This window comes from Hamadaea sp. (genome assembly GCF_013362815.1).
Classification (GTDB): Bacteria; Actinomycetota; Actinomycetes; order Mycobacteriales; family Micromonosporaceae; genus Hamadaea.
In genome coordinates, this window is record NZ_JABFVK010000043.1 from 148,705 (window position 1) to 173,316 (window position 24,612).

Genomic DNA, 24,612 nt, shown 5'->3' on the forward strand with positions numbered 1-24,612 from the left:
GTTGATGCGTAACATCCCGCGGGTACCTTGGACAGATGTCGCCTCGGTTGCCGCTGTTTCCGCTCGGGACGGTGCTCTTCCCGGGACTGGTTCTGCCCCTGCACATCTTCGAGGAGCGTTATCGCTCGCTGATCCGCCAGCTGATCGACCTGCCCGACGGCACTCCCCGGGAGTTCGGCGTCGTCGCCATCGATCAGGGTCTGGAAGTCCTGCCGCCCGCGCCGGGCCCGGACCACACGGAGATCAGCCTGCACGACATCGGGTGCGTGGCGCAGCTGCGCCAGGTCACCGAGCACCCGGACGGGCACTTCGACATCGTCGCGGTCGGCGACCGCCGGTTCAAGATCACCGGCATCGCCGCCGACGACGCCCCCTACCCCATCGCCCACGTCGAGTGGTATCCGGAGCCCGACGCCGACGCTGAGGCCGACGAGCTGGCTCCCCGGGTGCTCTCCATCTTCCGGGACTACTTGTCGGCCCTGCGCGGTGGACCCGACGACCAACTCCCCGACGATCCGAAGGTGCTGTCGCACCTGGTCGCGGCCAGCACGGCGCTGACCGTGGCCGACCGGCAAGCGTTGCTCGCCGCGCCGGACACCACCACCCGGATGCGCCTGGAGATCAAGATCCTGCACCGCGAGTCGGCCCTGCTCCGGCAGGTCCGGGCGGTGCCGATGCCGCCGTCGGAACTGCACAAGCCGCCGTCGCTCAACTGAACGCGGGACCGCCCGCCTCGTCCGGACCCACGACGGGCGCTGCTTCCGGCGTACCAGCGGATCGGGGAGCCCGCAGGGACGGCCACCGGGACCAGGCCGCGAGCAGCGTCACGGTGAGCGTCGAGCCGAGCGCGGGCAGCAACAGCACGCCCTCAAGCTTGGGCGGCCACCACCGCGCGGCCTGGATGCGAAGGTCGTTCGGCTTGCCGAGCTCCGTGCCCACCGGGGCACTGTGCAGCTCCTTGACGTACGCGTCGAGGCCGAGCTCGCGGCCGAACTTCCACGCGATCACGGCCGCGACCGTCCCCGCGACGGCGAGCAGCACGAGCAGCAGCGGACCCCGGAGCCGCCGGAAAAGCGCCCAGGTGATCACCGCGAGCACGACGCCGAACGAGAAGCCGAGCACGGCGAACCAGCCGTCGCCGGACATGAACTGCTCAGGCTGGGAATCGTTGTAGATCGCGCCGTCCTGAACGATCAACACCGGCACGTTCGGCGCGATCGACTGCCAGAGCAGGCCGAGCGGAAACCCCAGTACGCCGGCCAGCAGCACGGCGAGGGACTGGAGCAGGACCAGCACAGGGCGGCGCGGCTCCGGGGTGGGCTCGGGGACCCAGGCGTACTCCGACTCATCCAGCACCGGATGATCCTCTCAGATCCGCCCGTCTTCCGGCTGCGGGCATGTCGGCCGACTTCCATGATCATGGTCATTTCCACGTTGCCCCCGCGACGTGGAATTGACCATGATCATGCGCCGTCCCGCCGGGGTCAGCCGCCGACGGCGGACGCGCCGAGCAGCTGCTTCAAGTCCGCCATCAGCGCCGGCGTGGTAGCGACCCGCTCGGGGCCGATGCGCCACAATGACGCCTTCTGCCCGTTGATGAGCTTCAAGTGCACCTCGGCCTGCCCGGGGTGGGTGGTGAGCACCTCCCGCAACCGGGCCACGAGGGGCGGCGTACACCGGGTGGTGGGGAGGGCGAGGACGACGGGTTTGACGTCGTCGGGGACGGTGATGTCCGGAATGGACAGATCCATCGCCATGATGCGCGGCTGGTCGTCGCGGCGGTCGACCCGGCCGCGGACCACCACGATGGCGTCCTCGGCGACGTACTGCCCGACGAGTTCGTAGGTGTTCGGGAAGAAGAGCACCTCGACTGCGCCCGCGAGGTCTTCGAGGCTGGCCGACGCCCATGCCTTGCCCTGCTTGGTGATCCGGCGCTGCACGCCGGAGAGGATGCCCGCGACCGTCACCACCTGACCGTCGGCGACGGTGCCCTCCTCGGACAGGGCGGCGATGGAGAAGTCGGCCGCTCCTGCCAGCACGTGCTCGATGCCGAACAGCGGGTGGTCGGAGACGTAGAGACCCAGCATCTCCCGCTCCAACGCGAGCAGGTCGCTCTTGTCCCACTCGTCGTTCGGGATCGGCGGGGTGACGATCATGCCGCCGCCCATCGGGTTGTCGTCGCCGAAAGCCGCGCCGAACAGGTCGAACTGGCCGACCGCCTCGTTGCGCTTGACGTCGAGGAACGAGTCGATCGCATCGGCGTGCACCGCGAGCAGGCCCTTGCGGGTGTGCCCCATCGAGTCGAACGCGCCCGCCTTGATCAGCGATTCGATGGTCCGCTTGTTGCAGGCGACCGCCTCGACCTTACGCAGGTAGTCGTAGAAGTCGCCGTACGCGCCCTTCTCCTTGCGGCCCCGCACGATCGCCTCGACCACGTTGTGGCCGACGTTGCGGACCGCCGACAGACCGAACCGGATGTCCTCGCCGACGGCGGCGAACCGGGCGGTGGAGGCGTTGACGTCCGGCGGCAGGACCTTGATCCCCATCCGGCGGCACTCGGCCAGGTAGACGGCGGACTTGTCCTTGTCGTCGCCGACGCTGGTGAGCAGGGCGGCCATGTATTCGGCCGGATAGTTGGCCTTGAGGTACGCCGTCCAGTAGGAGACGAGACCGTAGCCGGCGGTGTGCGCCTTGTTGAAGGCGTAGTCGGAGAACGGGACCAGGATGTCCCACAGCGTCTTGATCGCCTCGTCGGAGTAGCCGTTGTCGCGCATGCCCTGCGAGAACGGGATGTACTCCTTGTCGAGGATCTCCTTCTTCTTCTTGCCCATCGCCCGGCGGAGCAGGTCGGCCGCGCCGAGCGAGTAGCCGGCGAGCTTCTGGGCGATCGCCATGACCTGCTCTTGGTAGACGATCAGACCGTAGGTGTCGCCGAGGATGTCGGCCAGCGGCTCGGCTAGTTCCTTGTGGATCGGCACGACCGGCTTCCGGCCGTTCTTGCGGTCGGCGTAGTCGTTGTGCGCGTTGGCGCCCATCGGGCCGGGCCGGTAGAGCGCCAGCACCGCGGAGATGTCCTCGAAGTTGTCGGGGATCATCGACCGCAGCAGGGACCGCATCGGCCCGCCGTCGAGCTGGAAGACGCCGAGCGTGTCGCCCCGGGCCAGCAGTTCGTAGGTCGGCTTGTCGTCGAGCGCCAGCTCTTCCAGGACGATGGTCTCGCCGCGGTTGGCCGTGATGCCTTCCAGACAGTCGTCCATCACCGTGAGGTTGCGCAGGCCCAGGAAGTCCATCTTGAGCAGGCCGATGGTCTCGCACGCGCCCATGTCCCACTGGGTGATGATGGCGCCGTCCTGCTCACGCTTGTGAATCGGCAGGACGTCGAGTAGCGGCTCGCCGGACAGGATGACACCCGCGGCGTGTACGCCCCACTGGCGCTTGAGGCCCTCCAGCCCCTTGGCGGTGTCGACGACCTTCTGCACGTCGGCGTCGGTGTCGTAGAGCTGGCGGAACTCGACCGCCTCGGGATAGCGCGGGTGGTTCGGGTCGAAGATGCCCGACAGCGGGATGTCCTTGCCCATCACCGCGGGCGGCATCGCCTTGGTGATCCGGTCGCCCATCGCGAACGGATATCCCAGGACTCGGGCGGCGTCCTTGACGGCGGCCTTGGCCTTGATGGTGCCGTAGGTGATGATCTGGGCGACCCGCTCCTCGCCGTAGCGCTCCGTGGCGTACCGGATCATGTCACCGCGCCGGCGCTCGTCGAAGTCCATGTCGATGTCGGGCATCGAAACGCGCTCGGGGTTGAGGAACCGCTCGAACAGCAGGCCGTGCGGGATCGGGTCCAGCTCGGTGATGCGCAACGCGTACGCGATGATGGCGCCCGCCGCCGAGCCGCGGCCCGGCCCCACTCGGATGCCTTCCCGCCGCGCGTACTCGCAGAGGTCGGCGACGACGAGGAAGTAGCTCGGCCAGCCCATCGTGCAGACGACGTCGAGCTCATAGTTGGCCTGAGCCAGCCGGTCCTCCGGTACGCCGCCCGGGAATCGCTCGGCCAGTCCGCGATGGACCTCCTTGCGCAGCCACGACTCCTCGGTCTCACCGGCCGGCACCGGGAACTTCGGCATCAGGTCCCGGGAGGCGAAGACGCTGGAGTAGTCGCCGACCTTCTCCATGATCTCGAGCGTGTTGTCGCACGCCCCGGGCACCTGACCGTCCCACAGCGCGCGCATCTCGGCCGGGGACTTCAGGTAGAAGTCCTGGGCGTCGAACTTGAACCGCTTCGGGTCGGCCAGCGTCGAGCCGGACTGGACGCACAGCAGCACCTCGTGCGCGCCCGCGTCGGCCTGGTAGGTGTAGTGGAGGTCGTTGGTCGCGACCGGCTTGAGGTTGAGCTTCTTGCCCAGCGCCAGCAGGTCCTGCCGAATCCGGGTCTCGATGTCGAGCCCGTGATCCATCAGCTCCAGGTAGAAGTTCTCCTTGCCGAAGATGTCGGCGAACTCCCCCGCGCTCGCGCACGCCTTGTCGAAGTCGCCGATCCGCAGCCAGGTCTGGATCTCCCCGGACGGGCAGCCGGTCGTCGCGACGAGGCCCTTCCCGTAGCGGTTGAGCAGCTCACGGTCGGCCCGGGGCTTGTAGAAATAGCCCTCCAAGCTCGCCAGCGACTGCATCCGGAAAAGGTTGTGCAGCGAATCGGCGTCGGTCGCCAGCATCGTCATGTGCGTGTACGCACCACCGCCGGAGACGTCGTTCTCGCCGCCGTCGGCCCACCGGACCCGGGTGCGATCACGGCGGTCGGTGTTGGGCGTCACGTAGGACTCGACGCCCACGATGGGTTTGATCCCGGCGGCGGTGGCCTGCTTGTAGAAGTCGTAGGCCCCGTACATGTTGCCGTGGTCGGTCATCGCCAGCGCCGGCATCTCCAGCCGGGCGGCTTCCTTGAACAGCTCCTTCAACCGGGCCGCACCGTCGAGCATCGAGTACTCGGTGTGCGTGTGCAGGTGAACGAAGCTGTCAGCCACCACAACCCCCAACCACCGTTTGTCAGCCTGGGACAGCCTAGTCGCAGCGGCCGACAAGAAGCACCAACCGAGACTCGCGTCTCATGATCGACTGAACGGCTCCAGCATGAGAGCGGCGGCGCTCAGCCAGGCACGCCGGGTCGACGGCTGGAGCGCCGTGTACTCGATCGACGAGCCCGGTTCCAGCGCGGCGTCATACGGCACGACCGCCACTCCCCGCGTACGCGTGGCGAAGTGCGCCCGCAGATCGTCGAGCAGCGCGGATGGGCCGGGCGTCGGGCAGGACAGAAGCGTCACGGCGTTGTCGGCGAGGCGACCCAGGCCGACCTCGTGCAGCAGGTCGATCATCCAGTCGGCGGTGAACGCGGCGTCCTCCCGGGGCACCGTCGTGATCACCAGCTGGTCGGCTGCCTGCAGAACGGTCTGCCAGTTGGCGCTCTCCACGTTGTTGCCCGTGTCGACGCAGATCACGTCGTGCGTGCGGCCCAGCAAATCCAGTACGCGCCGGACGGTGTGCGAGTCCAGCCGCTGCGCGAATCGCGGGCTCTCCTCCCCCGCGAGGACGTCGTAGGACCCGTCGGAGGCGTGCCGCAGATACCCGTCGAGCAACTCGGCCATCTCGTAGGACGGCGCGTTCTCGATGGTGACCAGGTCGGCCAGCAGATGCCGGATGGTGCGGGCGTGTCGCGCGCTGCCGGCCCGCAGCCCGAGAGTGCCCCGCAGCTCGTTGTCGTCCCAGGCCAGCACGCCGCGGCCGCGTACGCTGCCGATCGTGGCGGCGGCCAGCACGGTGGCGGTCGTCTTGTGCACGCCGCCCTTGGGATTGGCGAACGCGAGCACACGCGGACCGCCGAGATCCCCGCGCAGGAGGTTGACCTCCGCGTCGGCCGAGCTGCTGGCCGTGGGCGCGGGCCGCCATTCGATCGGGTTCGACGGCAGCGGGACGGCGCCGCGCTGCTGGGGATAGTCGCGGGGTTCCTGGCGAGGGGCACGCCCGCGATCGAGCAGGACACGCCAACGCGGGTTGTGGTCCTCCTGCGGTGGTGTGCGCTCCACGCTTCGCCCTCCCAGCGCCGCCCGTGATCCGGCCGAAGTCCGGCGATCACCGCCGGCCGTTACCGGATACCCGGTCAACCTTAAGCCGTGCGGGGCAACCTGCCATCCCGCCGTCGGCCGATTGCGTGCCGATCTGGCACCGGGCGAAGCGTCACGGGTTCAACGACCGGCGCTCAACTCCGGCTATCCCCCGGTGGGGTCGCGATGGTCCGCTGTTCGGGCAACGGCGGCCAGAAGACCGCCCGGTCCAGCCGCCGGATCTCCGGGGCGACGTCGACGACGCGCACGTCCGGCCGGTGCGAGAGCGGCTCCAGCGCCGCCGGGGTCGCTCTGACCACCGCCGCGTACGCACAAGCGCAGTGCTTTGCGTAGGCGTCGCGTTCGGCTGTGGCGACCCGCTGCCCGGATTCGTACACGGCGACGAGGTCGGAGCCGGGGAGCCTCTTGGGCGAGCCGCCAGGAGTGCGGTCAGTCGGACTGGCGCTCAGTTTGGCGGCGTACTCGGTGGCCTCGCGATTCTTCCGGTCGGCGATCTGCTCCATCCCGGTCACCACGTCGACCGGCACCTTCGTCACCGGGATGCGGACGATCTCGGTCTGCACTCCGGGCGTCGGCACCCGGACGTAGACCGCCGATACCGCCACGCCCGTCAGGATCGGGGTCAACCGGTCGGGTGCCAGGTACTCCGAGAACGTCACCAGGGCGTAGGCCTCCGGGGCGCCCTCGGCGGCCAGCTTGTCCAGCTCGGCCCGGCTGCTTTCGGCGTACTCGGGGATGGAAGCGTTGGGCTCGACCCCCACCTTGACCACCTGGCCGACCGACATGTCACTGGCCGGCGCGGCCCGATCGGCCTGCCAGACGGCGACGGCGAGCACCGCCCCGGCGACCAGGCACGCGGCGACGGTGAGCGAGTGCGGGCGGCGGCGTCCGCCGACGATCCGCCGGTAGCCGCGCGCGATCGGGGCGAGCAGTTTCTCGTCCACCGCGCCGAGCCGTTCGCCCAGCGAGCGGCTCATCCGGCCGCCCGCAGGACCGCGAGCGCGTGCGCCAGGTCGGCCGGGTACGCCGAGACGAACCGGACCTCTTCGCCGGTGGCCGGGTGCTCGAAGCTGAGCTCGCGGGCGTGCAGCCATTGGCGCGTGAGCCCGAGCCGTGCCGCCAGAGTGGGGTCCGCGCCGTAGGTGAGGTCGCCGACGCACGGGTGCCGCATGGCCGAGAAATGCACCCGGATCTGGTGCGTACGCCCAGTCTCCAGCCGCACGTCGACCAGGCTCGCCGCGGGGAACGCCTCAGCCGTGTCGTAGTGCGTGACGCTGGCCTTGCCGCTCGACATCACGGCGAACCGGTAGTCGTGGTGCGGATGCCGGTCGATCGGAGCGTCGATGGTGCCCCGCAGCGGGTCGAGATGGCCCTGCACGACCGCGTGGTAACGCTTGTCCACCTCCCTGGCCTTGAAGGCGCGCTTGAGAAAGCTGTACGCGTGTTCGCTCTTCGCCACGACCATGACCCCGGTCGTACCGACGTCGAGCCGGTGCACAACCCCCTGACGCTCGGCCGCGCCACTCGTGGCGACCCGCTGGCCCATCGCGGCCAGCCCGCCGATCACGGTGGGACCGGTCCAGCCGGGGCTCGGGTGGGCCGCGACGCCGACCGGCTTGTCCACCACGACGATGTCGTCGTCGCTGTAGAGGATCTGCAGACCGTCCACCGGCTCGGCGACCACCTCGACGGCGGCCGGCGGGGCGGGCATCGTGACCTCCAGCCAGGCGCCGCCGGTGACCTTCTCCGACTTGGCCCGGGTCGCCCCGTCCACCATGACGTCACCGGACTCGACGAGATCGGCGGCGAGCGTACGGGAGAACCCGAACAGACGGGAGACGGCCTGGTCAAGACGCATCCCGTCCAGCCCGTCCGGCACCGGCAGCGAGCGCAGCTCCCGGCTCACCGCGTTTCCCCGGGCTGCTCTTCCTTCGTTTCCCGGCGCAGCCGTGAACCGTCGCGCTGGCGACCGGTGAACTCCAGCAGGATCGCCAGGCATACGCCGAAACTGAGCGACATGTCGGCGATGTTGAAGATCGGGAAGCGCTCGCCGTACGGCCCGAAGAGGCTGATGAAGTCGACGACGTGACCGGAGATCCCGCCGGGGAAGCGGAACACGCGGTCGACCAGGTTGCCCAGCGCCCCGCCCAGGACCAGGCCCAGCGCGATCGCCCAGGGCAGCGACCGCAGCTTGCGGGCGGTCCAGCCGATCCAGATCGCCACCGCGCCCGCGATGAACGGGAAGACGAACGTGTAGTTGCTTCCCATGCTCCACGCGGCCCCGCTGTTGCGGGTGAACGAGAAGTACAGCAACCCGCCGAGCAGGCGCACCGGATCGGCGCCCTCCAGCGTGTTCGTCGCCCACTCCTTGGTGGCCGCGTCGAGCCCGATGATCGCCACAGCGACCGCGAGCAGCGTCACCACCGATCGGCGTACGCTGATCGCGGTCGCCGGGACCGCTTCGGGGAGCGTCTTCGGCTCGCCTTCTCCCTCGGACACCGCCACGCTCCCCAGCTCGCTCATCGTCAGCGCCGCTCCTCCAGTTGCTTACACGTCACGCACAGTGTGGCGGACGGGAAAGCGGCCAGCCGCTCGACCGGGATCGGATTGCCGCACCGCTCGCACCACCCATAGCTTCCCTCATCGAGGCGCTCCAATGCGCGCTCCACCTGGTTGATCCGCTCCAGGATGTTGTTGGCGAGGGTGATCTCCTGCTCGCGTTCGAACGTCTTGGTCCCGGTGTCGGCCTGGTCGTCGCCGGCCGAGTCGGTCAGCCGGTCCCGTTGCAGCTCGGTGATGTCGACCAGGGTCTGGTCATACTCCGTACGCAGCTCGTCCAGCCGGCCCGACAACGCCGTACGGATCTTCTCCGTGTCCGCGGCACTCCGGGTGCCCCTCACCGCGGTAGCGGTCTTCGCGGTGGTGGCGGTGCCTGGGGCGGCGGTCTTGGGTGTGGTCTGCTTCGCCATCATCGCTCCCTCGGCCGCGGTGGTCGCGGCGGTCTCGTCTTCCGGAACTGGGGGGTGCTTCGCGGCTTTCGCCGCCACCTTCTTCGCCGGCGGCTTCGCCGGGGTGGTCTTCTTGGTCGCGGCCTTCCTCGCCGCTGTCACTGCGCCAGTCGCCTCCGTCGGCTGCTCGGCCACCTCCGCACTGACCGCCGCTTCGGCCGCCTTCGCGGCGCGCTTGGTCGCTGTCGTCGGCTTGGCGGCCGGGGCCTTCTGCGCCGCCGCCTTCTTGACGGGCTTCTCAGCGGGCGGCGTTGTCTTCGCCGCCGCCTTCGTCGAAGCGGCCTTCTTCGCGGTCGGCTTCTCAGCCGCCGCCTCCGCCGCCTTGGCTGGGGTCGCCGCCTTAGCCGGGGTCACGGCCGTCTTCTTGGCCGCGGAAGCGGTCGTCTTCGCGTCCGAAGCGGCCTTCTTCGCAGCCGGGGCCGCCTTCTTCCCCGCCGCTTTCGCGGGTGCGGCCTTCGATGCCGGCATGGCGGGTGCGGCCTTCGATGCCGGCATGGCGGGTGCGGCCTTCGACGCCGGTTTCGCGGGTGCCTTCGACGGCACAGCCTTGGCCGACCGGGCGGACGACGCGTTCGCGCGGGCGGGCGCGGGTTTCGGGGTGGGCGCCTTCCGGGACGGCGCGGCTTTCTTCGCCGCGGCGGCCGTGGACGGCTTGCGCGCCGACCGGGCCACGGTCGTCCTTTCGGCGGCGCCCGCCGTGGCCTTCGCGGTCGCCTTGCGCCCTGCGGGTTCGGCCATGGGATACCCCCACATGCAAAACGGGCGCGCGGCGGGTGCCGCGCACTCGGAGTAGGTTGGCAAGAATACGGAAGCCACAGGTTTCCGACAAACATGCCACTCGTGTGTGCCGAAACCGGACAGTGTCTGGTTCGACACCGCCGGTACTCAAGTAACGGACATTAGCCTCTAATCGTCCGTCTTACCTGAATTTCCGGCAATCCAGCGCGCGAGTCTTCCGGCCTTACCCACTTCTCGAAGCCTTCTTAACGTCGCATCGCGTACTTCGTCGGTCGCGACGATGAGCATGCTGTCGCCTGCCCGCAGGCGGGTCTGTTCATGGGGCACGAAGCCGGTGCCGTCCCGGAGCACCAAGGTCACCACCGCGCCGACCGGCAGCCGCAGCTCGTCCAGGTGCACCCCGTTGAGCTGCGAGCCCACCGGAATCTCGAGTTGGAGCAGGTCAGCGCGCATACGCTCGAGCGGGGCGGTCTCCACCCGCAGCTCGGTCGGCTCGGCCGGCGAGGTCACCCGCAGCCATCGGGCGACCGGTGCGAGCGTCCCCGTCTGAGCGAGCGTGAAGATCACCACAAGCACGAAGACCGCGTCGAACAGCGCGGTCGCCCCCGGCACCGCCTCGGACAGCGGAATCGTCGCCAGCACGATCGGCACCGCGCCGCGCAGCCCCGCCCAGCTCAGGAAGGCGAGATCGCGCCGCCCGAATCGCGCGCCCCTCCGCGTCATCCGGGATATCGCGGTCTTCCCGCCGCTGGAAGCAGCGTCATCCGGGATAACGCGCCGCTGGAAACCCCGACGCCGCTGGCGGAACGGCCACAGCGACACCGCCACCGAGATCGGCCGAGCCAGCAGCAACAGCGTCAAACCGATGACCAGCGCCGGAACGAGCGCGTCGGTCAACCGGGCCGGTGACACAAGCAGACCTAGCAGCACGAACAGGCCGATCTGGGCCAGCCAGGCCAGGCCGTCGGCGAACCCGAGGATCGCCTGCCGGTGGGGCAGCCGCGAATTACCCAAGATCACCCCGGCGACATAGACCGCCAGGAAGCCGGAGGCGTGCACGACCACGCCCGCGGCGTACGCGAGCACCGTCAGGCCGACCGCCGCCAGCGGATAGAGGCCCGCCGCCGGCAGCGCCGCGCGCCTCAGGGTCCACGCTCCCGCCAGACCTACGAGCAGGCCCAAGGCCGCACCCATGATCAGCTCGTACGCGATGAGCCCCGCCTCGGTCGTCCGGTGCACGCCGGCGAGGCTGGGCGTCGCGAGGAGAACCACCAGGATGACGGCCGGGGCGTCGTTCATCCCGGACTCGGCCTCCAAGGTGGCCATGAGTTTGGGTTTGAGGCGCAGCCAGCGGAGGGTGGCGAAGACGGCGGCGGCGTCGGTCGAGGAGAGCACCGCGCCGAGCAGCAGTCCTTCGTGCAGCGACAGGCCGAGGAGCAGGTGGACGACGATCCCGACGACGGCGGTGCTGATGAAGACGCCCACGGTGGACAGGGCGATCGCCGCCGGGAGGACCGGCTTCAACGTGCTCCAGCGGGCGCTGAGCCCGCCTTCGGCGATGATCAGGACGAGCGCGCAGAGGCCGAGCGTACGGGTGAGGGCGGCGTTTTCGAAGTCGATGCCGAACCCGGACTCGCCGATGAGCATGCCGAGGGCCAGATAGACCAGCAGGCTGGGTACGCCGATCCGGCTGGAGAAGCGGACGGCGGCGACGGCGGCCAGCAGCACTCCGGCCCCGATCAGCAGGGCTACTTCGAAGGAGTAGGCCCCGCTCAAGCGCCGTCCCGCAATGCGTCGAGCCGGGCGGTCAACCCGTCCGGCGGATCGGCGATGGTGAAGAGTTTGTCCCGCCCGGTCGCTCCACTGCGCAGGCTCACCGACGACGCCGGTACGCCCAGCGCCTCGGCCAGCGCACGGCGTACCGCCTCAGTGGCGCGACCGTCGACGGGCGGCGCGTTGACCGCGATGACGAGAGCGGGACCGAGTGAGCCGTCATGACGCCCACCCACCTTGGCCCGCGCGGCACCGGGCTTGACCCGGACCGCGACCGTCACACTCTGCGCCATAGCTCATCCTAGGCCAAGGTGATCAACTAACTCACAGCGCGTCAGGGGACCCCGGGCGGGATCCCCTGACGCCATGACCCTCGGATTCGAACCGGTCCTCAGACTCGGCGGGCGTCGGCCAGCAGCGCGCTGTCCGGCTCGCAGAGCCCACATGGACTGAACCCGAGTTCGACGGCCTCGTTCACGGGCAGCGGCTCGTGCGACCGCCCGAGCAGGTGCACGCAGCCTGCCACGTGATAACGCGGCCGACCGTCGATGACCAGCACTTCGGTGCTCATCCGGGCGACCCGCGCCGCATCTGCGGGCGGCACCCGCTGTGCGATCGGCTCGTCCGGTGGATCTTCGTCGTCGTCGACGTCTCCGAGCGCGGCTCCGCCCGACTGGGCCGGGATCGTGACCCCGGTCTGGTCGGCGCGGTCCGCCACTCGCTCTGCGACCCGGCCGCGAACCGGCTGCTCCGGCTCCCGGGTCGTGTCCCGGCCGCCGTCTCGCGTGGACCGCGAGCGGCTGACCGCCTCCTCGTACGCGTCGCTCTCGTCCTGCTCGTCCTCGTCGTAGTCCGCCTCAGCACGGGCTGCGGCAGCCTGACGCGCGCCCACCACAAGGGCGACCGCGGCCAGGAGGCTGGTCCCGATCGAACCGACGAGCATTCCGCTCGACCCGTTGATCAGGCCAGTGACCAGCAGTACGACCGCGACGACGATGAGCAGCAGACTTGCGACAATCACACAGCTCACCCCCGCCGAAATCGGCATCCAGGTGTCATCCCGGCACGGGGTCCCGCGCCGGGTCTCTCACATTGGGTGTCGGGGTGGTTCGGTGGTGCGGTGCTCCATCGGCGGCTCGTCGAGGACGGGGGTCATCGGCGAGCCGGCCGCGTGGAGGTTATCGGCCACGAGGAGGGGTCACGGCCGTCGAGAGGGGCCGACGCGGACGGGGGTCCGCACCGGAGTTCACGAGAGCTAGCGGCTGGCGCCGAAGCCCGCGCCGGAGGTTACCCCGGCCGTGACCGCTCGACCGTTCTCGGACCGGGCGATCTCGGCCTCGAGACCCTGCCCACGACCTTCGAGGTCGCGCAGCTGGCTCTCCAGGTACGCCTTGAGCCGGGTACGGTACTCGCGCTCGAACTGCTTGAGCTCTTCGATGTGCTTGGAGAGAGCGGTGCGCTTGGCGTCGAGCCCGCCCATCGCCTCCTGGTGCCGCTGACGAGCGTCCCGCTCGAGGGCGTCCGCCTTGGCCCGGGCGTCGCGGGTGACCTCCTCCGCCTTGGCGCGCGCCTCGGAGAGGACCTTGTCGGCCTCCCGGCGAGCGTCGGAGACGTGGTCGTCCGCAGTGCGCTGGGCCATCATGAGGACGCGCAGCGCCTGCTGCTCGCCGTCGGGACCGACCGGGACCGCGCCGACGGGGCCGCCGCCGCGCACCTGGTCGAGCTCGGCCTGCATCGCGCGCGCGGCGCGGTCGGCTTCGCCCTTCTCCCGCTGGACCCGGTCGAGCTGCATCTTGAGTTCGTTGAGCTCGGCCGCGAGGCGCGGGTCGGCGCCGGGGCCGGCCGGAGGACGTCCGCCGCCGCCGCGCTCGGCCTGGGCGCGCAGCTCGTTGTTCTCCTCGATCAGACGGGCGAGTTCGCGCTCGACCTCGTCCAGGAAGGCGTCGACCTCCTCCTCGTCGTACCCCCGCTTGCCGATCGGGGGCTTCTTGAAGGCCACGTTGTGCACGTCGGCCGGGGTGAGCGGCATCGAAACTCCTCGGGTCAGTTGCGGCCGCGTCGGGCGGTGGTCATCGGCGTCGGATGAAGCTACTGGTAGAGCTTCTGTGCGATCAGCATTAGAACGTACAGAATAACCAACAGAATCATCGCCGCCAGGTCGACGCTAACGGTACCAATCCGCAACGGTGGGATCACACGCCTCAACGCCTTGAGGGGCGGATCAGTGACGCTCCAGATGAGTTCCAGCGTGGCCGCGGAGCCTCGGCCGGGGTGCCACCAGCGCCCGTACTGGAGGATCATCCCGAGCACGAATCGTGCCAAAAGGGTCAGCAGGAAGGCGTACAGCAGGAGGTATACGACTTGCCAGACGATCGAAAACACGACAGTGGGATCCCTCGCACGGGTTAAGTGTGGTGATACCCACCTTCGGCGATCTTCGCCTTCTCCTCCGCCGTCACCTGGACGTTGGCCGGAGAGAGCAGGAACACCCGGTGGGTGACGCGCTCGATCGTACCGCGCAGTCCGAAGGCGAGACCGGCCGCGAAGTCCACGAGTCGCTTGGCATCGGCCTCATCCATCTCGGTGAGGTTCATGATGACCGGCGTGCCGTCGCGGAAGTGCTCCCCGATCGTGCGTGCCTCGTTGTACGTGGTGGGGTGCAGGGTGGTGATCTGGTAGCGGCGGTCCTCCTCGGCGGCGGGCACGGCGGACCGCGGCTGGATCTGGGCGGCGGTCTCCGCCTCCGGCGCGAGCGCGAGGTTCTCGCGCGTGCCGAAGAGCCCGCCGGAACGGCTCGACGAGGTGCTCGGCGTCGCCGTGGCGGCCGGCGTCGACGGAGCTGACGGGCTCACCGGGCGGGTGATCGGCCGGACCGTGGAACCGGCGCCCGCCGAACGCGCGCCGTCGTAGCGCGACTCGCTCGACCGCGAGGTCTCACCGCGACCGCGGTCGTCTGCCCGCCCACGGTCCTCGCGCAGGCGCTCCGAGTAGCGCGAACGCGGCACCGCCGGGAGGTCGTCCTCGTCCTCCTCGTCGTCGAACTCGTCGTAGCCCGAGTCACGGGTGGCGGTCCGGCGGGAATCCCGGTAGCCGCCCCGGTCGCGGTAGCTGGACGAGCTGTAACCGCGGTCGTCGTAGTCGCGCTCGTCGTCGTCCTCGACGAGGCCGAGCCACACACCCGCCTTACGCAACGCGCTCATCAGCAACCGCCCCCTTGTGTCGTCGGGGCGAGCGTTCGCGGCGCGTCGCCCCTGCGGCCTCCGCCCGCCGCGGGTGCCGGTCGGGCGAACCACACGGATGTAGTTTCGCCCGCCGTCAGGCTACCCGAGCAGCGCACGCTTTCCGAGCAACGCGGTGCCGACGCGTACGTGTGTCGCGCCATGCGCGATCGCCTCTTCCAGGTCACCGCTCATCCCGGCCGAGACGACCGTCGCGTTCGGATGGTCGGCCCGAAGTTCTCGTGCGACGACGGCCAGCCGCGCGAAGGCGGCTCCGGCGTCGTCGTTCACCGGTGCCACCGCCATCACGCCTCGCAGTCGCAACGCCTCATCCTCGCCGATCAGCTCGGCCAATGCAGCCACCGACCCGGGGGACACGCCGCCGCGGTGTTGGGGATCCGACACTTCCGGGGCGTCGGGGTCCAGGTTCACCTGGATCAGCACGTCCAGCGGACGATCGCGGACCTTGGCCGCAGCCTCGGCCAACGCGGTCGCCAACGCCGGCCGGTCCACCGAGTGGACGAGGTCGGCATAGGACGCGACGGACCGGGCCTTGTTCCGCTGAAGCTGGCCCACGAAGTGCCAATGCACGTCGGCTCCGGCCGCCCGGACTTCGGCCGCCTTCCCGGCCGCCTCCTGATCGCGGTTCTCGCCGACCTCGCGTACGCCGAGCGTCGCCAGATGCACCACATCGGACGCGGGATAGGTCTTGGTGATCGCGACCAGGGTGATCTCGTCCGGCCGGCGCTGGACGGCAGCGCACGCGGCGGCGATGCGTTTCCGCACCGCCGCCAGGTTGGCTGCTATTTCGGCCAGCCGCTCTTCGTTGATCATGGAGTCAGGTGCCTCGACACGCCGACGACGGGGACCTTGGGTTCATGATCAACACGATCAGGAGCCGTTTTTGAGAAAGTCGGGCACGTCGACGTCGTCGAAGAGGACCTTGCGCTGCGGCTGACGCGGCGGCTCGCTGGTCGGCACCGGGTTCCGGATGACCGTCTCCGTGACCGGGACGGGCCGCTTGAGCTCGGCCGGCTTGTAGGTCGGCGTGCCCCCGTCGAACCCGGCCGCGATCACCGTGACTCGGACCTCGTCGCCCAGGGCGTCGTCGATGACCGCGCCGAAGATGATGTTCGCCTCGGGGTGCGCCGCATCGGTGACGAGCTGGGCGGCGTCGTTGATCTCGAAGAGACCGAGGTCCGAACCACCCGCGATGGACAGCAGCACGCCCCGCGCGCCGTCCATGCTCTGCTCCAGCAGCGGGCTGGAGATGGCCCGCTCGGCCGCCTCGACCGCCCGGTTGTCGCCGCGTGCGCTACCGATGCCCATGAGCGCGCTGCCGGCCCCGCTCATGACGCTCTTGACGTCGGCGAAGTCCAGGTTGATCAGACCCGGCGTGGTGATCAGGTCGGTGATGCCCTGGACACCGGAGAGCAGCACCTGGTCGGCCTGGCGGAACGCGTCCATCATGGTGATGCCGCGGTCGCCGAGAGCCAGCAGCCGGTCGTTCGGGATCACGATGAGCGTGTCGCACTGGTTGCGCAGCTCCTCGATGCCCGACTCGGCCTGGACCTGACGGCGCTTGCCCTCGAAGGAGAACGGCCGGGTGACCACACCGATCGTGAGCGCGCCGAGCTTGCGGGCGATGTTGGCGACCACGGGCGCGCCGCCGGTGCCGGTGCCGCCGCCCTCGCCACAGGTCACGAAGACCATGTCGGCCCCCTTGAGGACCTCCTCGATCTCGTCCCGGTGGTCTTCGGCGGCGTTCTTGCCGACCTCGGGATTCGCGCCGGCGCCGAGGCCGCGGGTCAGTTCCCGGCCCACGTCCAGCTTCACGTCGGCGTCGCTCATCAGCAGTGCCTGCGCGTCGGTGTTGATCGCGATGAACTCGACGCCCTTGAGTCCCACCTCGATCATTCGGTTGACGGCGTTGACACCGCCGCCGCCGATGCCGACGACCTTGATGACCGCGAGGTAGTTATGCGGAGGTGTCATCGGGCCTTCCTTTCGAGGTCGGATCGCCCCGGGTCCGGCCGTGCCCCGATGGCGCTGGTGCTGTGGTGCTGCTGTACTGCTTCCGTGCTGCTGCTGTGCGGCGAGGGCGAGGTTTGTGAAACCCTCACCCTCTAGTTGAGCCTTAGAGTTTTGTCAACTATGTGGCTCTGACGAAAAAGTAGGCGTCCGCGCGCCGCGATCCAAGGACCCGGTCCGGCGTGTCGGAAGCGCTCCATTATGGACTGTCTCCTGGATCAGGCTAGGAGATCGTCACCACCTCGGGCGCGCTCACGTCGATCTGCGTACCCGATCGGGTCAGCAGAGCGGTCGCGACGCGAGCCTTCACATCCCCCTGTGTCGCGTCGCCCCATACCACCGTACGGCCTTTCCGCAGCTCCAGGCGGATACGCGCGGGGGCGTCCACGACTATGCGCACCAATTCCGCCTTCAGTTCCGGGGTCAGCGACGCCAGCACCTGAAGCCCGGCCCGCGTCTCCGGACTGTCCGGCCCCGGCTGGGTCAGCTTGAGTTCGGGCAGATCTCCAGGGCGGTCGTCCACTGTGAGAAACACGACGCCGAACCGGTCCACCACGGCGAACTTCTTGTCCACCGGCACCACTGCGATCGGCGTACGCTCGACGACCTTCACGGTCAGGGTGTTGGGCCAGCTCCGGCCGATGTCGACGGACTCCACCGGAGCCAGCTGCTCGATCCGGCGGGCCACCGACTTCGTGTTCACCCGGGCGAGCGGCGTACCGGGCCGGATCTCGGCGGCGGCGCGTACGTCGTCGGGGCTGAGGATCTGCACTCCGGTGACCCGGATCAGGTCGACGCCGAGCACCGAAGTCTGCAGGGCCAGCCAGACCAGCCCGCCGACCAGCAGCAGGATCAGCGCTCCGGCCCCCCACGGCGCGGCGGCGCGCAAGCGGCGGCGGCGCGCCCGGGCCATGAAGCGGCGGACCGAGGCCGGCACCGCGTCCCGGGAAGCCCGCACCAGCCGCCAGCGACGCGGCCCGTCCGGCGTCTGAGACATCCCCCGTCAGTCCCCCATCCGTCCGTCAGGCCTCGGCGCGCGAATGCCGCGCCTGGTAGGGCGAACCACCGCCGCCGCCGCTGCCGTTGAGCGGTTCGGCGTCGTCGGAGTCGCCCCGCAACGCGGCGATCAACTCATCGCCCATCAGCGAGATGGGCGGCGCGCCCATGGTCACCACCACGTCGCCGATCCGGGCCCGGCGAGCCGCCTCGGCGGGAACGTCCTCCCAGGACGGCACGAACACCTTGGCCTCCTCCGGCAACGGGATCGCCGCCGTCAGCGCCACGCCACCCTGGCCCGGTTCGCGTACCTCGCCGGGGCCGAACACTTCCAGCACGATCGCCTCGTCGGCGATGGCCAGCGCGGTGGCGATCTCCTCCTGGAGATCACGGGTGCGGTAGACGCGGTACGGCTGGAACACCACCAGCAACCGGCCCGCCCCGGCGACCTCCCGCAACGTGCTCAGCGCGGCGGTCATCGAGGTCGGGTGGTACGCGTACTCGTCGTAGACGCGTACGCCGTTGACGATGCCCTTGAGCTCGAACCGTCGGCGTACGCCGGGAAAAGCCGCGAGCGCGTCGATGACGGTCTTGGCCGGCACCCCGAGTTTGAGCGCGGTGAGCGCCGCGGCCGCGCTGTTGAGTCCGAGGTGACGACCGGGCGTCGGCAGCGAGAACTCGCCCAGCGGCTCGCCGTCGAGCGAGCCGAAGTAGCGGACCCCGGCGACGCCGGAGGTGATCTCGGTGAGCCGGAAGTCGGCGTCCTCGGCCTCACCGTAGGTGTAGACGGAGCGGCCCTCGGCCCGCAGCGTCTCGGCGAGGACCCGGGTGTACGGGTCGTCGGCGCAGGTGATCACGAACCCGTCGGCGTCGGTCAGCCGCGCGAACTCGGCGAACCCGGCCCGCAGCCCGTCCATGTCGCCGTAGGTGTTCAGGTGGTCGACGTCGATGTTGGTGACGATCGCGACGTGCGGCCGGTAGACCAGGAACGACCGGTCGTGCTCGTCGGCCTCGGCGACGAAGTACTCGCCCGAGCCGTGATGGCCGTTCGAGCCGACCTCGCCCACTTCCCCGCCGATGAAGAACGACGGGTCGAGCCCGGCGTGCTGGAGGATCAGCGTCGCCATCGAGGTGGTGGTGGTCTTGCCGTGGGTCCCCGCGACGGCGATGGTGCGCCGTCCGGTCATCGCCGCGGCCAGCGCTTCGGACCGGTGCAGTACGCGCAGCCCGCGCCGCCGGGCCTCGACGAGTTCGAGGTGGTCCGCCGGGATCGCGGTGGAGTAGACGACCGTGTCGACACCGTCCAAGTTGGACGGCTCGTGCTTCATGTGGATGACGCCGCCGAGCGCCCGCAGGCCGGCCAGCGACGGCCACTCGCGCAGCTCACTGCCGGTCACCGGGATGCCCCGGGTCAGCAGCAGCCGGGCCAGGCCGCTCATCCCGACGCCGCCCACGCCGATCATGTGCACGGTGCCGAGCTCCTCGGCCGTGAGCACCCCGGCCGGGGTCATGTTCGCGGTCTCCACTGCTGCCATCAGTCCCTCACTCCCGCCGCCTTCAGGACGAACTCCCGGAGGGCCTCGTCGCCGTCGCGCCGTCCGTACGCCGCCGCGGCCGCCCCCATCGCCGCCACCCGGTGGCGGTCGGTGACGATCGGGACGAGCGTCCGTGCAATCCACTCTGGACTCAGATCGGCGTCGTCGACGATCAGGCCTCCACCGGCCTCAACGACTGGTAGAGCGTTGCGCCGCTGCTCTCCGTTGCCGTAGGGCAGCGGCACGTACGCGGCCGGCACCCCCAGCGCGGCGGTCTCGGCGCAGGTCAGCGCGCCACCGCGGCACAGCACGAAGTCGGCCGCGGCGTACCCGAGTTCCATCTCGTTGATGAATTTGACGGTGACGTAGGGCGCCGACAGCCCGGCCGGGATCTCGACGTCGTCGTTGCGAGCCCCGATGACGTGCAGAACCTGGATACCGGCGTCGGTGATCGCCCGGGCGGCCCCGGCCATCGCCAGGTTGATCGAGCGGGCGCCCTGGGACGCGCCGAACACGAACAGGGTCGGCCGATCGAGGTCCAGCCCGAAGTGCTTGCGGGCGGCGGCCTGCATGGCCGGGCGGTCCAGCTGGGTGATCGAGCGCCGCAGCGGCACGCCGACCACGGTCGCCTCGCGCAGCGCCTCGGCCTGCACCACCTGGTGCGGGAAGCCGACCGCCACGTTCTCCGTGAAGCGCATGCCGAGCTTGTTCGCCACGCCCGGCGGCACGTTCACCTCGTGGATGACGATCGGCGTGTGCCGCCGCCACGCCGCCAGGTACGCCGGGACGCTGACGTAGCCGCCGAAGCCCACGACGACCTGCGCGTCGACCTCGTCGAGGATCGCCCGGGCCGCCCGCGACGAGCGGTACATGCGGTCCGGCGTACGCAGCAGGTTCATGTTGATCGACCGGGGCAGCTGGTAGGCCGGAATGTGCCGCAGGTCGTAGCCGGCCGGCGGGATCAGGTCGGTCTCCAGCCCCTTCGGAGTGCCCAGGCAGGTGATCCGGATGCCCGGGTCGTGCCGCCGCAGACAGTCGGCGAAGGCGAGCAGCGGGTAGATGTGACCGCCCGTGCCTCCACCGGCCAGCACCACCGAACGCAACTGACTCACCGCTGTCCTCCTCAGTCCTCGGCCGGCCCGCGGCCGCCTCGCCGTCCTCGTCCGGCTCCCGCCTCGGTGCGGGTGGGCGCCCGGGGGGTGGGCGCAGCCGGCGCGGCGGCGTCCGGCGGCCGGTGCCGCCGGGCGATCGCGGGCAACGGGGCCCAGAGTAGCTGCACCCACTTCCCGCTCGGACGGGCGTGCAGGGCGGCCGCCGCCGCGGGCTCGGTCCGGGCGAACGAGGCCAGCATGCCGACCGCCGCCAGGGAGACCACGATCGCGCTGCCGCCGTGCGAGATGAACGGCAGCACCAGGCCGGTGACCGGCAGCAATCGGATGACGCCGCCGATGTTGATGAATGCCTGGGTGATGAACCAGATGGTGACCGCCGCCGCCGCGATCCGGCGGAACGAGTCCGGCACCCGCCGGGCGATCCGCAGTCCCGTGTACGCGAGAACGGCGAACAGCGTCACCACCATCAGACAGCCGACGACCCCGAGTTCCTCGGCGATGACGGCGAAGATGAAGTCGTTGTGCGCCTCGGGCAGCCAGTTCCACTTCAGCGAGCCGTTGCCGAGGCCGACGCCGAACCAGCCGCCGTGGGCGATGGCGTACCACCCCTGCTTGATCTGGTAACAGTCGTCCCGGCTGCAGTTGGTCGGATCGAGGAACGCGGTGAACCGGCCCTTGCGGTAGTCCTTGCCCGGCGCGAACACCAGCAGGATGACGCCGACCAGGGCCACCCCGATCATGCCGGCGAACACCCGGCCGCGTACGCCGGCGACGAAGAGCATGCCGACGAAGATGGCCAGGAGCACGAGCATCGTGCCGAGGTCGGCGTACCCGACGAGGACGAAGAGCAGGCCGACCGCAGGGAACAGCGGGGTCCACAGCTCTCGCCACTGCAGAATGCGGTCGCCCTTGCGGACCAGCACGTCGGCGCCCCACACCACCAGGGCGAACTTGGCCAGCTCGGAGGGCTGGAGGACGACCGAGCCGATGGACAGCCACAGGTCGCTCGCCTCGACCGGGCCCCACCGGGCGGTCTCCTGGTTGCGCAGCGACGCGACGAGGTTGATCAGGTCCAGCATCGCCAGCAGCGCGATGGCGGCCATCAGCATGAGCCGGGCCATCGCCCGGTAGGTGCGCCGGGGCAGCCGCTGGCAGATCCAGAACGCCACCAGGCCGACGGCGGCCGCGCCGAGCTGCTGGATCAGCGATCCGTACGGGTTGAGGCCCTTGCTGTAGTTGGTCACGGCGGTCGCGGAGAAGACCATCGTGAGACCGATGATCAGCAGCAGCCCCACGCTCGCCAGCAGCAGGTAGTACGAGGCGAGCGGCCGGTCGAGCAGTCCCCGCAGGGCGGAGACGAACGCCAGCACGGTGCGCTGCGGATCGAACGGCGGCCGGGCCGGTCGAGCTTGCTCACCCGCGGCCCGGGCGGAGCCGGTCCCGTCCGCCGGAGGCGGCGGATCAGGTGTGCCGGTCGCCTGCGTCATGCCCGCCCCTCAGCCGTCCCGCACGTCGGTGGCCAGTGCCCGGACGGCGGCGGCGTACGCCGAACCTCGATGGTCGTACCCGTGGAACATGTCCTTGCTGGCGGCGGCCGGAGCGAGCAGCACGGTGTCGCCCGGCTGCGCGAGCCGTGCCGCGGCGGCGACGACCTCCCCCATCGCACCATCATCGGTCCTCGCGACCTGGACGACGGGCAGCTCGGGCGCGTGTCGCGCCAACGCTGCCGCGATCTGCTCGCGATCGACTCCCAGCAGCACCGCACCGGCCAGCCGCGACGCCACCGTCTGGACGAGCTCGTCCACGTCGACGCCCTTGAGCTGACCGCCGGCCACCCAGACGATCCGCGGGTACGCCGTCAGCGACGCCAGCGCCGCATGCGGATTGGTCGCCTTGCTGTCGTCCACATAGTCCACCCCGGCGACCGTCGTCACGTACGCGTTCCGGTGCGGCTCGGGCACGTATCCGGCGAGCCCGTCGCGAATGGCCTCGACGGCGACCCCGTACGCCACGGCCAGCGCGGCGGCGGCGAGCGCGTTGGCGACGTTGTGCGTACCGGCCGGCTTGATCCGGTCGGCCTCGATGATCGGCTGCCCGTCCGGGGTGGTCAGCCGGCCGTCGGTCACCCCGAAGCGATCCGGAGCGGGCGCGCCCAGGGTGAATGCGACCGGCGATTTGCCCCCGGCTCGGGTGAGGGCGGCGAACACGCGCGGATCGTCGGCGTTGCCGACGGCGGTGCCGGTGCCGGCCCGGGCCGACCGCCAGATCGCCTCCTTCGCGCCCGCGTACGCCGCGAAGTCGCCATGCCACTCGAGGTGATCGTCGGCGAGGTTGAGGATCGCCCCGGCCTCCGGCGCCAACTGCGACGACCAGTGCAGCTGGAAGCTGGACAGTTCGACGGCGAGCACGTCGAGCCCGTCCGGCACCTCCACCAGCGGTACGCCGATGTTCCCGAACGCGCCGGTCTGGTGCCCGGCGGCCCGCAGGATCGCGGCCAGCATCGTCACGGTGGTGGTCTTGCCGTTGGTGCCGGTCAAGGCCAACCAAGGCGGTGCGCCCGGACCCCGAAGCCGCCAGGCCAACTCCGGCTCGGAGTAGACGTCGATCCCGCCCGCGACCGCCGCCGCAGCGAGCGGGTGGTACGGGGGCACACCAGGCGACACCACTAAGTCCGAAATACCGGACAAAAGCCCTAAATCCCCAACGCTCGAGCCCGAACCCGCGCCCACGGAGACCACAGCCCCGAGATCCCGAAGCGCAGCGAGCGCGTCAGTCGCCTTCTGGTCGGTGACAGTGACCTGCGCACCAGCCTTGAGCAGCGCCCGAGCGCTCGCCGCCCCGGCGGTGCCGGTGCCGACGACGAGGACCCGACGGCCTTCGTACACCGAGGACATCAGGAGACCGCGCTCAGGAAGTCGGCGTAGAAGATGCCCAGCGCGACCGCCACCCCGATTCCGGCGATGATCCAGAACCGGATCACGATGTTCACCTCGCTCCAGCCCACTAATTCGAAGTGGTGCTGGAGAGGCGACATGCGGAAGACCCGTTTACCGGTGGTCTTGTAAGAGATCCGCTGGATGATCACGCTCATCGTGACGATGACGAACAGCGCACCCAGGATGGGCAGCAGCAGCGTGGTACGCGTCGAGACGGCCAGGCCGCCGACCAGGCCGCCGAGACCGAGCGCGCCGGTGTCGCCCATGAAGATCCGGGCCGGGTACGCGTTCCACCACAAGAAGCCGACGCAGGCCGCCGCGGCCGCCGCCCCGATCATGGCGATCTCGAGCGGGTCGCGGACGACGTAGCAGTAGCCCGACTTGTACGCCGGGTCGGCGCACCAGTGGCGGTACTGCCAGAACCCGATGAACGCGTACGCCGAAAGCACCATGAACGAAGCGCCGGTGGCGAGCCCGTCGAGACCGTCGGTGAGGTTGACGCCGTTGCTGGCCGCGAGGATGACCAGGACGAAGACGATTATGGCGCCGATCCGGCCGAGCTCCAGCCAGTCGATGTCGCGGATGAACGACAGCTTCGTGCTGGCCACGGTCTGCTGGTTGGTGCTCTTGAACGCGTCGATCGGCCAGATCGCGATGACGCCGAAGACCACGCCGACGATCAGCTGGCCGAGGAGCTTGCCGCGTTCCTTGAGGCCCTCGCTGTTGCGCTTGCGTACCTTGAGGAAGTCGTCGATGAAGCCGACCGCGCCGCAGAACACGAACAACCCGAGCAGGACGAGGCCGGTAATGGTCGGGCGGACCTGGCCGATCTGCGCCTTGGGCAGGGTGATCAGGGCGATGTGCCCCGCCACGTACGCGATGACGGTGGAGACGATGAAGACGACGCCACCCATCGTGGGGGTGCCCTTCTTGGTCTGGTGCATCTGCGGTCCGTCGGAGCGGATCGGCTGACCGGCCTTCAGCCGGGTGAACGCGCGGATCGCCAGCGGCGTACCGAACAGGGAGACCGCAAAGGCGACGATGATCGCGACGAAAACCGCTCTCATGCGGTCACCGTCCTTCGGCCGGCGACCGCCTGAGTAAGACTGCGCTTGCCGATGATCGACCTCCGGCCGCTCATGCGGTCACCGT

General features: G+C 69.9%; 22 protein-coding genes and 1 pseudogene. 2 read left to right on the forward strand and 21 right to left on the reverse strand.

Features of this window, described 5'->3' with window-relative positions; translation table 11 throughout:
- Positions 1 to 35 precede the first annotated feature (35 nt).
- Positions 36 to 716, forward strand: coding sequence for an LON peptidase substrate-binding domain-containing protein (locus tag HOV77_RS20890; RefSeq protein WP_290864160.1), 681 nt, complete (start codon positions 36 to 38; stop codon positions 714 to 716).
- Here HOV77_RS20890 and HOV77_RS20895 read toward each other — a convergent pair.
- The 7 genes and pseudogenes from HOV77_RS20895 to HOV77_RS20925 form a co-directional block, all read right to left on the reverse strand.
- Positions 709 to 1,356 carry a DUF2567 domain-containing protein gene (locus HOV77_RS20895; RefSeq protein ID WP_290864162.1) on the reverse strand — a complete coding sequence of 216 codons (648 nt, stop codon included), beginning with the start codon at positions 1,354 to 1,356 and terminating at the stop codon, positions 709 to 711. The two genes, HOV77_RS20890 and HOV77_RS20895, sit on opposite strands and share 8 nt — an antisense overlap.
- A 128-nt stretch (positions 1,357 to 1,484) precedes the next feature.
- The gene (gene dnaE, locus HOV77_RS20900) at positions 1,485 to 5,018 is read right to left on the reverse strand and encodes a DNA polymerase III subunit alpha (protein ID WP_290864164.1); all 3,534 of its coding nucleotides are present in this window, start codon (positions 5,016 to 5,018) and stop codon (positions 1,485 to 1,487) included.
- Between the two features lie 81 nt (positions 5,019 to 5,099).
- A pseudogene (locus HOV77_RS20905) lies at positions 5,100 to 5,942 on the reverse strand (AAA family ATPase); the annotation flags it as partial.
- A gap of 305 nt (positions 5,943 to 6,247) precedes the next feature.
- A complete protein-coding gene (locus tag HOV77_RS20910) occupies positions 6,248 to 7,090 on the reverse strand; it encodes a hypothetical protein (RefSeq protein WP_290864166.1) in 843 nt (280 codons plus the stop codon).
- A complete protein-coding gene (locus HOV77_RS20915; protein ID WP_290864243.1) occupies positions 7,087 to 7,971 on the reverse strand; it encodes an RluA family pseudouridine synthase in 885 nt (294 codons plus the stop codon). The genes HOV77_RS20910 and HOV77_RS20915 overlap by 4 nt, the downstream gene beginning before the upstream one ends.
- A gap of 44 nt (positions 7,972 to 8,015) precedes the next feature.
- Positions 8,016 to 8,636 (reverse strand): signal peptidase II, encoded by a 621-nt coding sequence (gene lspA, locus HOV77_RS20920; RefSeq protein WP_290864168.1) that lies wholly within the window; start codon positions 8,634 to 8,636, stop codon positions 8,016 to 8,018.
- 2 nt (positions 8,637 to 8,638) lie between these two features.
- Entirely contained in the window at positions 8,639 to 9,082 is a 444-nt protein-coding gene (locus HOV77_RS20925) for a TraR/DksA C4-type zinc finger protein (RefSeq protein ID WP_290864245.1), read from the reverse strand.
- A 403-nt stretch (positions 9,083 to 9,485) separates the two neighbouring features.
- Between HOV77_RS20925 and HOV77_RS20930 the strand changes: the two genes are divergently transcribed.
- Positions 9,486 to 9,914, forward strand: a complete 429-nt coding sequence (locus HOV77_RS20930) for a hypothetical protein (RefSeq protein WP_290864170.1) — start codon at positions 9,486 to 9,488, stop codon at positions 9,912 to 9,914.
- 113 nt (positions 9,915 to 10,027) lie between these two features.
- On the opposite strand, the gene HOV77_RS20935 is transcribed toward HOV77_RS20930, so the two are convergent.
- The 14 genes from HOV77_RS20935 to mraY form a co-directional block, all read right to left on the reverse strand.
- Positions 10,028 to 11,635 carry a potassium/proton antiporter gene (locus tag HOV77_RS20935; protein ID WP_290864173.1) on the reverse strand — a complete coding sequence of 536 codons (1,608 nt, stop codon included), beginning with the start codon at positions 11,633 to 11,635 and terminating at the stop codon, positions 10,028 to 10,030.
- Positions 11,632 to 11,925 carry a DUF167 domain-containing protein gene (locus HOV77_RS20940; protein WP_290864175.1) on the reverse strand — a complete coding sequence of 98 codons (294 nt, stop codon included), beginning with the start codon at positions 11,923 to 11,925 and terminating at the stop codon, positions 11,632 to 11,634. The genes HOV77_RS20935 and HOV77_RS20940 overlap by 4 nt, the downstream gene beginning before the upstream one ends.
- Positions 11,926 to 12,023: 98 nt before the next feature.
- Positions 12,024 to 12,653, reverse strand: a complete 630-nt coding sequence (locus HOV77_RS20945; protein WP_290864176.1) for a hypothetical protein — start codon at positions 12,651 to 12,653, stop codon at positions 12,024 to 12,026.
- A gap of 234 nt (positions 12,654 to 12,887) precedes the next feature.
- Positions 12,888 to 13,661, reverse strand: a complete 774-nt coding sequence (locus tag HOV77_RS20950) for a DivIVA domain-containing protein (protein ID WP_290864178.1) — start codon at positions 13,659 to 13,661, stop codon at positions 12,888 to 12,890.
- Between the two features lie 59 nt (positions 13,662 to 13,720).
- The gene (locus HOV77_RS20955; RefSeq protein ID WP_290864180.1) at positions 13,721 to 14,014 is read right to left on the reverse strand and encodes a YggT family protein; all 294 of its coding nucleotides are present in this window, start codon (positions 14,012 to 14,014) and stop codon (positions 13,721 to 13,723) included.
- Between the two features lie 23 nt (positions 14,015 to 14,037).
- Positions 14,038 to 14,832: a cell division protein SepF gene (sepF, locus tag HOV77_RS20960; protein WP_290864182.1), complete on the reverse strand. Its 795-nt coding sequence runs from the start codon at positions 14,830 to 14,832 to the stop codon at positions 14,038 to 14,040.
- Positions 14,833 to 14,952: 120 nt separating this feature from the next.
- A complete protein-coding gene (locus tag HOV77_RS20965) occupies positions 14,953 to 15,684 on the reverse strand; it encodes a YggS family pyridoxal phosphate-dependent enzyme (protein ID WP_290864184.1) in 732 nt (243 codons plus the stop codon).
- Between the two features lie 57 nt (positions 15,685 to 15,741).
- Positions 15,742 to 16,845, reverse strand: coding sequence for a cell division protein FtsZ (gene ftsZ / locus HOV77_RS20970; protein ID WP_290864186.1), 1,104 nt, complete (start codon positions 16,843 to 16,845; stop codon positions 15,742 to 15,744).
- Positions 16,846 to 17,104: 259 nt separating this feature from the next.
- Positions 17,105 to 17,878 carry an FtsQ-type POTRA domain-containing protein gene (locus tag HOV77_RS20975; protein ID WP_290864188.1) on the reverse strand — a complete coding sequence of 258 codons (774 nt, stop codon included), beginning with the start codon at positions 17,876 to 17,878 and terminating at the stop codon, positions 17,105 to 17,107.
- A gap of 25 nt (positions 17,879 to 17,903) precedes the next feature.
- Positions 17,904 to 19,412 (reverse strand): UDP-N-acetylmuramate--L-alanine ligase, encoded by a 1,509-nt coding sequence (gene murC, locus HOV77_RS20980; protein ID WP_290864190.1) that lies wholly within the window; start codon positions 19,410 to 19,412, stop codon positions 17,904 to 17,906.
- Complete coding sequence (gene murG / locus HOV77_RS20985; RefSeq protein WP_290864192.1) at positions 19,412 to 20,524, reverse strand: undecaprenyldiphospho-muramoylpentapeptide beta-N-acetylglucosaminyltransferase; 1,113 nt, start codon at positions 20,522 to 20,524, stop codon at positions 19,412 to 19,414. The genes murC and murG overlap by 1 nt, the downstream gene beginning before the upstream one ends.
- Before the next feature lie 11 nt (positions 20,525 to 20,535).
- Positions 20,536 to 22,011: a putative peptidoglycan glycosyltransferase FtsW gene (locus tag HOV77_RS20990; protein ID WP_290864194.1), complete on the reverse strand. Its 1,476-nt coding sequence runs from the start codon at positions 22,009 to 22,011 to the stop codon at positions 20,536 to 20,538.
- 9 nt (positions 22,012 to 22,020) lie between these two features.
- Positions 22,021 to 23,418 carry a UDP-N-acetylmuramoyl-L-alanine--D-glutamate ligase gene (murD, locus tag HOV77_RS20995; protein WP_290864196.1) on the reverse strand — a complete coding sequence of 466 codons (1,398 nt, stop codon included), beginning with the start codon at positions 23,416 to 23,418 and terminating at the stop codon, positions 22,021 to 22,023.
- The gene (gene mraY, locus HOV77_RS21000; RefSeq protein ID WP_290864198.1) at positions 23,418 to 24,527 is read right to left on the reverse strand and encodes a phospho-N-acetylmuramoyl-pentapeptide-transferase; all 1,110 of its coding nucleotides are present in this window, start codon (positions 24,525 to 24,527) and stop codon (positions 23,418 to 23,420) included. Before mraY ends, murD begins: the two co-directional genes overlap by 1 nt.
- Positions 24,528 to 24,612: the final 85 nt, after the last annotated feature.